Below are 12,003 nucleotides of genomic sequence, written 5' to 3' on the forward strand. Positions count from 1 at the left end.
CTCCAACTACCACTGAAATAGTTGATAAAGTTATTTCTGTTGCTCTCGATTTGATGAATCCTCAACATTTAAAAAATTGGTTCACTAATTGTTGTTACTGTACCTCATAACACCGGGAAGTGCTGTAACTTTCACCGCAATGAGGACAACTAATAATAGGTAGATTTTCAATTATTAGTAATTCTTCTCCTTTCCCATAAGTTCTGGTAACGTTGCGGATATGTACACCTTCGCTATTACAAATGTCGCATTTCATATTTCTGTTACCTAATTTTAAACTTGATTATAGTTAATACCAGTCCACAATTGTCATTCCTGAAACTTTGGAAAATTCATTCACATTGTGAGTAACTAGAGTTGCTTGTAATGTGACAGCTATTCCAGCAATTAAAACATCCATTGGACCTATAGGAGTTCCTTTTTGTTCTAAGTCAGCGCGAATTTTAGCAGCAGCAAAAGCAGCATCTCTATCAAAATCAACTAAATTAATGCGGTTTAAAAGTTGTTGCAGTTGTTGGGTGCGTTTTGCGGGTGAATTTGATTTAGCAATTCCTACTTGTAATTCAAAGAGAACAATTGTAGGAATTAAAATTTCTTGGTTTGGTATTTTAGCGAAATTTGCAGCAACTTGTCCCTGACCTTTAAAATAGTAAATTAAAGTGTTGGTATCTAAAACATACATTTTAGAAACTCTCCCTTAAAACATCTTCTCCTGTACTGCTGCGAATTTCTTCTAAACTGGGAAAATCATCTTTCCAAGTTCCAGCTAGTGAATAAACTAATTCTTCCCAAGAGAGATTTTGAGAGTTATTGATATTTTGATTAGTGTTGAGGTGTTTATTACGGATAAATTCTGCAAAGTTGAGAATTTCTTCAGCTTGTGCTGGGGGTAGGGTTTTTACAATTGCGTAAATTTGGTCAGCTATTGTCATAATTTTTTGTCTGAGTTATTCGGGATATTGATTTTATCTGTGATGTACTAATATTTTAATTTGTCTGATAGCGAAGCGTGGCGTTAGCCATATCAGGATGTCCAGGATTTGAGGATTTACAGGATGTGATTGGATGATTTTTGGTGGGGAGTTGATGATTTTAATTTGTCTGATAGCGAAGCGTGGCGTTAGCCATATCAGGATGTCCAGGATTTGAGGATGTACAGGATGTTGTTGGATGATTTTTGGTGGGGAGTTGGGGATTTTTTAGGATGTTTTTGAATGATTGCTTTTGAATAATTTAAACCATCTATAAATTACCATCCTGTTAATCCTTTAATCCTGGATATCCTGATTCAGACAAATGCAAATTTCATCACCAAACAAACCATCTATAAATTACCATCCTGTTAATCCTTTAATCCTGGCTATCCTGATTCAGACTTAATAATTTTCTGTACCCCTTAAATGTTACAGTCTACAAGTCTCGACGCGAGAGAAGAACCACAAAACAAAACCCCACCATAACCCCAAATAACAATCCCAGCAAATCGGGGGAGGTGGCCTTCTGGTGCTTTCTTGTCAAAAGTAATATCTGTGTAGTACAACCAGTCCCCTCCTTTTCTCCATCCTACCTTGTCCCCGAACTTCTCCCATATTTCCCTATTATATTCTCTCGTTCCACCAAAACCTTGATAAATTCGTTTCTGCACAGAAAAACCAAACTTACCATCACTGTATTTTACCCACAACTGGTCAATGGTGCGGAGGTCTGCACAGGGAAAATTATCAATACTTTTATCATCTAACCAACCTTCTTTTTCCCGCTTCGCAACCACTAACATTACCCGTGCTGTTTCCTCGTCTGCTTCTTTCCATTTCCCTTGTGCGAGGTAGTCACGCAGTTTGCTGTAGTCCATTCCACAGGATGATTTTAGTCCCCCCTCCTCGCTTGCGGGGAGGGGGTTAGGGGGTGGGGTTCTTACTTCCCTTGCGGGGAGGGGGTGAGGGGGTGGGGTTCTTACCAAACCCAAATTTTCCCGAAACTCCAACACTGTCGGAGTCCGCTTTTCCGGTTCTATTTCCATCCCGGCTAAAATAGCATCATTCACCCTTTGACTAATGCGAGAATTATAATGTCTTGGCGCTGGTAAAGGTTCATCATCATATTTCCGGTTTTGTGCGGGTACGGGACTAAATTCACCCTCTTGGTTGAGTCCGTCAGCCGTGAGCAGATAATATAAAGTAGCAGCTAAAGCATAAACATCGGTATGGGGTCCAAAACTCCCTTTGCGACGATATTGTTCAATAGGTGCATAACCTTCTGTTAAAGAAGCTGTCATGCTTTTAGTAGCAATACTGCGAGTTAAACCAAAATCAATTAAAACCGCTTCTTGTTTATTTTGGCGTAAGAGAATATTTGCAGGTTTAATGTCCCGGTGTAAACTGCTTTTAGCGTGAATATATTCTAAAGCCTGACCAATTTGATCTATATATAATAGTGCTTCGCTTTCGGTAAGTTGTCCCTTTTGTCTAATATATTGAAATAAAGTTACTCCATCAATATATTCCATCACCACGCCAAAAAGCTCACCTGCTTGAATGACTTCATGGACTTTGAGAATATGCTGATGATCAAAACCTTTAATTGTCAAGGCTTCGTTAATAAACTTAACCTGTTGTTCTGCAAAGTCCTCTTGCAATTGCATTTGCTGATTGAGGGTTTTAATGGCGTATAATTTACCCGTGCTAGGTTCTAAGGCTTTGTAGGTAGTTCCAAAACCACCACTACCCAAGGGTTTACCTTGAATGATAAATCTACCGTTATTAATTTGTTGCCCTGGTTGCCAAATAATCATACCCTTGTAGATATGGTAAAGATTAATTGAATTATATCATGGTAGTTATATCATGGCGTTGGTTAGATTCCCGACTTCTTGAGAAATAGAAATTAAGCTACCCCATAACCAGTATAAGGACGTTTGTATGGTGGTTGTAAACCAAAAACAATATCCTCTTTTGGTACTCCCATATTAACTAATTCTTGAGCTAAATCTGTTTCTGTGGTATTTTGTTGAATCCAGATTTTGTTATTCTTAATGTCAAAATGAATGATGCTGTAATAAATTCTTTGGAATCCATTCCATCCTACATACATTAATTGATAATGATCATTATTTGTATCAAAAATTAATTCATTATCTATTTCATCATATTTTGGTTTGTATTTGCCATGTTCTTTGAGAATGGTTTGAATACATTGACGATAATGTTCTAAATTTGCCATTTGACAATTACCTCCGCTATTGGATCATATACTATAATTTTAATGTTATATTTTTCTACTGCTATTTTAGCAAGTCGAGTTTGAAAGAAGGAGATATAAGTATCATTGGGAACTGCTAAATATAATTCTCGTTCTGATTGAGTTTCTTCTAAAATAATTTGATAATTGAGAAATTGTCCTAATGCTGTATGAAAATCACTTACGGGAGAATTGCTTGCAAAACTCTTGATTTCTATAGCAATTTTTTCCTCTCCTTTGTCTGCTGCTATTAGTCTTTCTGCACCTAAATCAATTTTAAGTTTTGTTTCCTCAAGCTGAATTTCTAAAGGATCATGAGTAATTAACCATTGTTCTTTTAATAATGCGTTGACAACTGCTTGATGAAATAAATCTCTTGCTGACATAGTTATTTAGGATTTAATTTATTTGTCTGATAGCGAAGTGTGGCGTTAGCCATATCAGGATGTCCAGGATTTGAGGATTTACAGGATGTTTTTGGATGATTTTTGGTGGGGAGTTGGTGATTTTTCAGGATGTTTTTGAATGATTGTTTTTGAATAATTTAAACCATCTATAAATTACCATCCTGTTAATCTTTTAATCCTGGTTATCCTGATTTGTGACAAATGCAATTTTCATCACCAAACAAACCATCTATAAATTACCATCCTGTCAATCCTTTAATCCTGGTTATCCTGATTTGTGACAAATACAACTTTCATCACCAAACAAACCATCTATAAATTACCATCCTGTTAATCTTTTAATCCTGGTTATCCTGATTCAGACTTAATAATTTTCTGTAACCCTTAAATGTTACAGTTTACAAGTCTCGACGCGAGAGAAGAACCCAATCCCACCACCATACAATCCCCACACCCACAAATACAAAATATTCATTTCCCACAATTCCCGCCTACATTTAAACAACATTGGGAGGTGGCCTTCTGGTGCTTTCTTGTCAAAAGTAATATCTTTGTAGTACAACCATCTCTCATTCTTATCTTTGTAGTACAACCAGTTCCCTCCTTTTCTCCATCCTACCTTATCCCCAAACTTTTCCCAGATGTCTGAGTTATATTCTCTCGTTCCACCAAAACCTTGATAAATTCGTTTCTGCACAGAAAAACCAAATTTACCATCACTGTATTTTACCCACAACTGGTCAATGGTACGAAGGTCTTCACAGGGAAAATTATCAATATTTCCTTCATTTAACCAACCTTCTTTTTCCCGTTTCGCAACTGCTAACATTACCCGCTTTGTTTCCTCGTTTGCTTCTTTCCATTTCCCTTGTGCGAGGTAGTCACGCAGTTTGCTGTAGTCCATTCCACAGGATGATTTTAGTCCCCCCTCCTCGCTTGCGGGGAGGGGGTGAGGGGGTGGGGTTCTTACTTCCCTTGCGGGGAGGGGGTGAGGGGGTGGGGTTCTTACCAAACCCAAATTTTCCCGAAACTCCAACACTGTCGGAGTCCGCTTTTCCGGTTCTATTTCCATCCCGGCTAAAATAGCATCATTCACCCTTTGACTAATGCGAGAATTATAATGTCTTGGCGCTGGTAAAGGTTCATCATCATATTTCCGGTTTTGTGCGGGTACGGGACTAAATTCACCCTCTTGGTTGAGTCCGTCAGCCGTGAGCAGATAATATAAAGTAGCAGCTAAAGCATAAACATCGGTATGGGGTCCAAAACTCCCTTTGCGACGATATTGTTCAATAGGTGCATAACCTTCTGTTAAAGAAGCTGTCATGCTTTTAGTAGCAATACTGCGAGTTAAACCAAAATCAATTAAAACCGCTTCTTGTTTATTTTGGCGTAAGAGAATATTTGCAGGTTTAATGTCCCGGTGTAAACTACCTTTAGCGTGAACATATTCTAAAGCCTGACCAATTTGATCTATATATAATAGTGCTTCGCTTTCGGTAAGTTGTCCCTTTTGTCTAATATCCTTTTGTCTAATATATTGAAATAAAGTTACTCCATCAATATATTCCATCACTACGCCAAAAAGCTCACCTGATTGAATGACTTCATGGACTTTGAGAATATGCTGATGATCAAAACCTTTAATTGTCAAGGCTTCGTTAATAAACTTAACCTGTTGTTCTGCAAAGTCCTCTCGCAATTGCATTTGCTGATTGAGGGTTTTAATGGCGTATAATTTACCCGTGCTGGGTTCTAAGGCTTTATAAGTAGTCCCAAAACCACCACTACCCAAGGGTTTACCTTGAATGATAAATCTACCGTTATTAATTTGTTGCCCTGGTTGCCAAATAATCATACCCTTGTAGATATGGTGAAGATTAATTCAATTATATCGTGGTAATAATATCATGGCGTTGGTTAGATCCCCGACATCTTCAAGAAGTTGGGGATATCGGATGTTATAATGTTAAAAAATTCAAATTATAAGGAGTGGCAATGATGTTGTTAGAATTAAAGCGCATTCATGTACCACCAGGACAAAGGGTTATATTAGAAAATGTGACTTGGAAAGAATTAGAAACAATTATTGAAGAATTGGGAGAACATCGGGCTGCGCGAATTGCTTATGATAGGGGAATATTAGAAATTATGAGTCCTTTACCAGAACATGAATTTGATAAAGAAATTATTAGTGATTTAGTCAAAGCATTGTTAGAACAGTTAGATGTTGAATTTATTAGTCTTGGTTCTACGACATTTAAAAATCAATTTATGGCACAAGGTATAGAACCTGATCAATGTTTTTATATTCAAAATGAGGCTGTAATTCGGGGGAAAAAAAGATTGGATTTAACAATTGACCCTCCTCCAGATTTAGCTTTAGAAATTGATATTACTTCCCGTACCCATTTGAATATATATCAAGGTTTAAAAGTTCCTGAAGTATGGCGGTTTGAAAACGGAATTTTGCAAATTAATATTTTACAAGATGGTGTTTATGTGGAATCTAAATCTAGTTTAAATTTTCCTAATTTACCTTTAATTGCAGTTATTCCTCAATATTTAGAAAAAAGTCGAACTATAGGCAGAAATGCGACATTAAAGGCTTTTAGAAGTTGGGTAAATATTGGATAATGATTCTAACAATTGAGAGATTCAGATCTCCGACTTGTTTTATTAATCTTATCATTTACTAACATTAATTATCTGAGAAATCGGGTAACTTTAACCACAAAATAAAATCCTGTAAATCCTGAAATCCTGGGGTATCCTGATTTGTGACAATATTAATGGTGCGTTACGTCGCGTAGTTAATTTATTTGTATATTTTCTCATCTTTTCGCGCTCCTAATGCACCCCACAAACTGTACTACATCTTTTCTGATTTTTTGACTATTCTCAAGTACCAGGTATCGAAAACCCAGAACCGGCAAGACTTTGTGGAAAATTACCTGTTTATAATTCGTAATAGTAACCATCTCAACTTACAAGTCTCAACGCGAGAGAAGACAGCACCAGACCCGCAAAGAGAAGACAGCACGACCTCCCACCCCACCCCCCACAACCAACCCACGTTCCGCGCCTTACCAGGTCTCACCGGGAGGTGGCCTTCTGGTGCTTTCTTGTCATAAGTAATATCTTTGTAGTACAACCAGTAGCCTCCCTTTCTCCATCCTACCTTGTCCCCGAACTTCTCCCATATTTCCAAATTATATTTTCTCGTTCCACCGAAACTTTGATAAATTCGTTTCTGCACTGAAAACCCAAATTTACCACCACTGTATTTTACCCACAACTGGTCAATGGTACGGAGGTCTGCACAGGGAAAATTATCAATACTTTTATCATCTAACCAACCTTCCTTTTCCCGCTTCGCAACTGCTAACATTACCCGTGCTGTTTCCTTGTCTGCTTCTTTCCATTTTCCTTGTGCGAGGTAGTCACGCAGTTTCCTGTAGTCCATTCCACAGGATGATTTTAGTTCCCCCTCCTTGCTTGCGGGGAGGGGGTTAGGGGGTGGGGTTCTTACTTCCCTTGCGGGGAGGGGGTTAGGGGGTGGGGTTCTTACTTCCCTTGCGGGGAGGGGGTTTAGATCCTGTAAAACTTTTTCAGCAGACTGATAACGCTGTTGAGCTTCTTTTTGTAATAGCTGATCTAAAATTTGCCCTAATTCTGAACTCAGGGGTGATTGTAAATGATTACGCCATTCTTTTACCCATTTATAACCATCTTCCTGCCAAAGTTGCCAAGGGTGAACTCCTGTTAACAAATGAAAACAAGTTACACCAATACTATACAAATCACTAGCAGGATATACTTTACCACCCTGCATCTGCTCTAAAGGCGCGTATCCAAAAGTACCAATTGATGTGCCTGTTTTCACCGTTCCCTGTAATTGCTTGGATGCGCCAAAATCAATTAATATAAATTTGCCATCACTGCGACGACTCATGATATTTTCTGGTTTAATATCCCGGTGAATAATACCTTGGTTATGAAATACTGTGAGAACTGGCAATAAATCCTGTAATAAAGTGCGGATTTTTGACTCGTTGAATATTCCCTGATTTTCTAATTCTGTGAGTAAATTCTCACCATCAATAAATTGTTGTACCAAATACAGGCGACTATTTTCTGTAAAATAGGCTAGTAAGGCGGGAATTTGGGGATGTTCACCGAGTTGTTGTAATTGCTGTGCTTCTTGTAAAAATAATTCTGTAGCTTTTTTTAGTCCCGCTGTTCCCTGGGTTTGGGGTGCCAGTTGTTTAACTACGCACTTTTCGTTTAATTTGTCAATATCTACCGCTAAATAAGTTTTAGCAAATCCTCCACCACCCAAGGGTTTAACTGGTTGATAGCGGTTTCTCAACACTACTAAGGGAACTCCGCAGTTGGTACAAAATTTGGTCTGTTCAGGAAGGGGTGGGTTATGACACTCCGGGTTGAGACAGCATATCTGGTTCATAGCTGGGTGGTGGTAGATACAGCAGAGATTAATTTAAGTATATTCTCATCATTTATGCTGATGATTATATCATGACCCAGATCCCGGAATTCTTTAAGAAGTCCGGGATATGAAAGGTTAAACTACAACTTCCGCTGGTTTTACTTCCGGTAATAAGCGTTTCACACCTTGCTTGACAAAGGCTTCCAAAATAGCCATTTTCTGGTTTTGTTGGAATACTGTTGGTAAAACTTGACGTAATTTCTCCAGATTTAAGGCATCTCCCGATTCTAAAGCAATTTCTTGCTCTTGGAAATATTCTATTAAACTTAATCCTGCTACTCTGGTTAGGTAAGCAGCACTAACTCCCTCTACCATTCCCCCAGCGACAAATGTAGCAACATTAGTTTTTAGAATACCCGTTACAGCTTTAGTTGAAAGTTCCACCAAACCTAATTTCAACATTAAACTTCCCATGGTTCTGGCTATTTGTTGTCCTTGTTCCCAGGAAATTTTCTGCTGATAAATATTACCCAGGTCTATCACCATTTGAGCATTAATGGCCGCAGTGGCGAGAAGATCCAACCCTGGGACAGGGTTAGCAAAGTTCGCTGCCGCTGCAATCCATTGGTATTGTTCTATAATCGGTACGGAGCGATCGCGTCTCAGAACATTTAAACAATTTTTAGCTTGACTCTTCAGCAATAATACTTGACGATGTGTGGTATTACAAACTAGTTGCTCCCCTTGTTGTCCAATCAGTTCTAACTGTTGTGTTAACTGCTGGATATCTGGGGTTGGTTGTTCTATCCATTCCTGGAAAGAACCATCTTCTTGATGTTTTCGCACTTTCACAGCTACCGGACAGGCCGCAGTCCCAACTACATTTACACCCAGGCGCTGTTTTAATGATTGTAAAACTGTAGCGCGTTCTGAAGGTTGATATTGATCTTGTTTGTTGAAAACCAGCAATATGGGCTGTTTTGCGGTTTTTAATTGTTCCCAAACCTGAAATTCTGAATCGGTCAGATCACCATTAGTCAGAAATAAGACAACATCAGATTTCTGAATTTCTGATAAAGTAACGACATCAGAATTTTCACCAAGTGCCGAAAATAAAGCCACTGTTTCCGTAAAATGTAAAGACATTCCTGTGGAAATTGAGGTATTTTTCAGAACTTTGATAATCGTACTTTTACCTACGTATTTGCCGCCAGTAACCGCCACGGTAATTTCCTTTCTTGCCAATTCTAAAGGCAATTTAGCGAGATTTTCGCGGAGAATTGCTAAAGAAGGATGATCAGCTGATTCTTGAGCAATTTGATTAATTATTACATTTGTTTGGGCGATCGCCTTGACTACAGCCCTGGGATCTACAAGTATATCCCAAGGCTGTTCACCTAATGGGGGCTGATTTTTCCGCAATAACCATAAACCCCCACCAACAGCCAAAGCAGTCAAAATTCCCAACTCTCCTACTTGAACTATTGAATCATGCCAACTGTCTAACATCCACAGGGAGAACGATAGTCCTAGTCCTCCCACTAATATTGGTCGCTGTAACTTCACAATTTGTGATTCTCCACGCCAGGAAAAGGCTTCTACTTCACTTTAGTTCAAAATCTACCACTCGGATTGCCGTTGGTGAACAAACGTCTTTTTGTCCTAGAAACTAGCAACGGGTTAAAAACATTCTTTCTGATGCTTATAAACAGTATATCAATTTTTTTTGATGAATTTTTACATCTTCATGGTAGAGTAAACCTTGACATATCAATTTTTTTTGAAATGAGAAGCAAACAGGCTTAATAATCTACTCACTAATTATACAGGTTAAATCAGTGAAGAAAACAGCAAAAAAATTAGTCCTAGCTCTGGGAATGCTAATATTGACAACTAGTTGTACAACTACGTCTAATTCTACCGATAATATTCAGCCTAACTCCACCGAGAAGGCGGCTATCAAAGTAGATGGTTCTAGTACAGTATATCCTATTACCCAGGCTGTAGTCAAAGCATATCAGGCTAATTCCGAAAACAATAGTCAGGTTAAAGTAAGTATTTCCGGTACTAGCGGTGGTTTTGAAAAATTTTGTCAAGGAAAAATAGATATCAATAATGCTTCGCGGCCAATTAACCAGTCGGAGATGGCAGCTTGTAAAAAAAATGGCGTAAGCTACATGGAATTACCCATAGCTTTTGATGCCTTAACTATCGCTGTTAACCCCCAGAACACCTGGGCAAAAGATATCACAATAGCCGAATTAAAAAAAATCTGGGAACCCAGCGCTGAAGGAAAAATTACAAAATGGAATCAAGTACGCGCTTCTTGGCCAGACCGTCCAATCAAATTATACGGCGCTGGTGATAAGTCTGGGACTTTTGACTATTTTACCGCAGCAATTGTTGGTAAAGCCAGATCCAGTCGCAAAGATTACATAGCTACTGAAGATGATGAAGTTTTAGTGGCAGGTATCAGTAAAGAACCTGAAGCTTTAGGGTACTTTGGTTATGCTTACTATGCAGAAAACAAAGATAAGTTAAAAGTCGTAGCAGTTAATAGTGGCAAAGGTGCTATTTTACCATCACCAGAAACAGTAGAAAAAGCTAAATATCAACCACTTTCTCGACCTTTATTTATATATGTGAATCTTTGGTCTAGTAAAAACAAAACTGTGGTTTATAAATTTGCCGATTTCTACATTAAAAACGCTGCAAAAATAGCTAATTCTGTGGGCTATGTTCCTTTATCAGAGGAAGCTTACAAACTTGATTATGTTCACTTGTACAAAGGTAAAGTCGGAACAGTATTTGGTGGTAAGTCAGAATTTAACCTCACCCTTGGGGAATTATTACGCAAACAAAAGCAATTTTAAGGATTAATAAAAATCATGACAATTAGAGTAGGAATTAATGGATTTGGGCGCATGGGAAGGTTATCCGTTCGTGCTGCTTGGAATTGGCCAGAAATAGAATTTGTCCACATTAATGAAACCAAAGGTGGAACAAAAGCAGCAGCACATTTACTCAAATTTGACTCTGTACATGGGCGTTGGACACCAGAAGTAGAATCTGGAGAAAACCAGGTTATTATTGATGGTAAATACCTACGTTTTACTGAACATTCCCAACCGGGTGAAGTTCCTTGGGAAGACCTTGTTGTTGATATAGTTTTAGAATGTTCTGGTAAGTTTAGAACACCTGCTACCCTTGACCCTTATTTTCAAAGAGGTGTGCAAAAAGTAATTGTCGCTGCACCTGTTAAAGAAGAGGCTTTAAATATTGTCATGGGAGTGAATGATCATCTTTATGAACCTGAAAAACATCATTTATTAACAGCAGCTTCTTGTACTACTAATTGTTTAGCCCCAGTAGTAAAAGTAATTCATGAAGGCTTGGGAATTAAACATGGAGTAATTACCACAATTCACGATAATACTAATACCCAAACTATTGTAGATGCACCTCATAAAGATTTGCGTCGGGCTAGGGCTACAAGTATGTCATTAATTCCCACTAGCACCGGTTCAGCTACAGCTATTGGTTTAATTTATCCAGAATTGAATGGTAAATTAAATGGTTTAGCTGTGCGTGTGCCTTTGTTAAATGCTTCCCTCACAGATTGTGTATTTGAAGTAGTTCGTCCTACCACAGTTGCGGAAGTTAATAGTTTATTAAAAACTGCATCAACCCAAGAACCATTAATAGGAATTTTGGGTTATGAAGAACGTCCTTTAGTGTCTATTGATTATAAAGATGATCCTCGTTCTGCGATTATTGATGCCCTGTCGACAATGGTTGTCAATGAAACTCAAGTCAAGATATTGGCTTGGTATGACAATGAATGGGGTTATGTTAACCGCATGATGGAATTAGCACGAAAGGTGGCTTTAAGTTTGTAGTAATAATGGT

12 protein-coding genes are annotated in these 12,003 nt (G+C 38.2%); 3 read left to right on the forward strand and 9 right to left on the reverse strand.

Translation table 11 applies throughout. The features are described 5' to 3' along the window. Positions 1-94 precede the first annotated feature (94 nt). From FFO06_RS04975 to FFO06_RS05005, 7 genes are all read right to left on the reverse strand, one after another. A complete protein-coding gene (locus tag FFO06_RS04975; RefSeq protein WP_137907039.1) occupies positions 95-256 on the reverse strand; it encodes a YgiT-type zinc finger protein in 162 nt (53 codons plus the stop codon). Between the two features lie 33 nt (positions 257-289). Further along, positions 290-682 (reverse strand): type II toxin-antitoxin system VapC family toxin, encoded by a 393-nt coding sequence (locus FFO06_RS04980; protein WP_137907040.1) that lies wholly within the window; start codon positions 680-682, stop codon positions 290-292. Between the two features lies 1 nt (position 683). Then, positions 684-932, reverse strand: coding sequence for a DUF2281 domain-containing protein (locus FFO06_RS04985; RefSeq protein ID WP_137907041.1), 249 nt, complete (start codon positions 930-932; stop codon positions 684-686). 464 nt (positions 933-1,396) lie between these two features. Further along, positions 1,397-2,791, reverse strand: coding sequence for a serine/threonine-protein kinase (locus tag FFO06_RS04990; protein ID WP_137907042.1), 1,395 nt, complete (start codon positions 2,789-2,791; stop codon positions 1,397-1,399). Positions 2,792-2,883: 92 nt separating this feature from the next. Next, positions 2,884-3,219, reverse strand: coding sequence for a XisI protein (locus FFO06_RS04995; protein WP_137907043.1), 336 nt, complete (start codon positions 3,217-3,219; stop codon positions 2,884-2,886). Then, a complete protein-coding gene (locus FFO06_RS05000) occupies positions 3,207-3,623 on the reverse strand; it encodes a XisH family protein (RefSeq protein WP_137907044.1) in 417 nt (138 codons plus the stop codon). The genes FFO06_RS04995 and FFO06_RS05000 overlap by 13 nt, the downstream gene beginning before the upstream one ends. A 412-nt stretch (positions 3,624-4,035) precedes the next feature. After that, positions 4,036-5,502 carry a serine/threonine-protein kinase gene (locus FFO06_RS05005; protein ID WP_137907045.1) on the reverse strand — a complete coding sequence of 489 codons (1,467 nt, stop codon included), beginning with the start codon at positions 5,500-5,502 and terminating at the stop codon, positions 4,036-4,038. 143 nt (positions 5,503-5,645) lie between these two features. On the opposite strand from FFO06_RS05005, the gene FFO06_RS05010 reads away from it, so the two are divergent. After that, positions 5,646-6,281: a Uma2 family endonuclease gene (locus tag FFO06_RS05010; protein WP_137907135.1), complete on the forward strand. Its 636-nt coding sequence runs from the start codon at positions 5,646-5,648 to the stop codon at positions 6,279-6,281. A 313-nt stretch (positions 6,282-6,594) separates the two neighbouring features. On the opposite strand, the gene FFO06_RS05015 is transcribed toward FFO06_RS05010, so the two are convergent. Beyond that, positions 6,595-8,112, reverse strand: a complete 1,518-nt coding sequence (locus tag FFO06_RS05015) for a serine/threonine-protein kinase (RefSeq protein WP_137907046.1) — start codon at positions 8,110-8,112, stop codon at positions 6,595-6,597. 117 nt (positions 8,113-8,229) lie between these two features. After that, a complete protein-coding gene (locus FFO06_RS05020; protein ID WP_236097070.1) occupies positions 8,230-9,660 on the reverse strand; it encodes a slr1306 family protein in 1,431 nt (476 codons plus the stop codon). 272 nt (positions 9,661-9,932) lie between these two features. Between FFO06_RS05020 and FFO06_RS05025 the strand changes: the two genes are divergently transcribed. Together FFO06_RS05025 and FFO06_RS05030 are read left to right on the forward strand one after the other, a co-directional pair. Further along, complete coding sequence (locus FFO06_RS05025) at positions 9,933-10,967, forward strand: PstS family phosphate ABC transporter substrate-binding protein (RefSeq protein WP_137907047.1); 1,035 nt, start codon at positions 9,933-9,935, stop codon at positions 10,965-10,967. 15 nt (positions 10,968-10,982) lie between these two features. After that, positions 10,983-11,993 carry an ArsJ-associated glyceraldehyde-3-phosphate dehydrogenase gene (locus tag FFO06_RS05030; RefSeq protein WP_137907048.1) on the forward strand — a complete coding sequence of 337 codons (1,011 nt, stop codon included), beginning with the start codon at positions 10,983-10,985 and terminating at the stop codon, positions 11,991-11,993. Positions 11,994-12,003: the final 10 nt, after the last annotated feature.

The sequence above is a fragment of the Dolichospermum planctonicum genome (genome assembly GCF_005402965.1).
In the GTDB taxonomy this organism is placed as follows: Bacteria; Cyanobacteriota; Cyanobacteriia; order Cyanobacteriales; family Nostocaceae; genus Dolichospermum; species Dolichospermum planctonicum.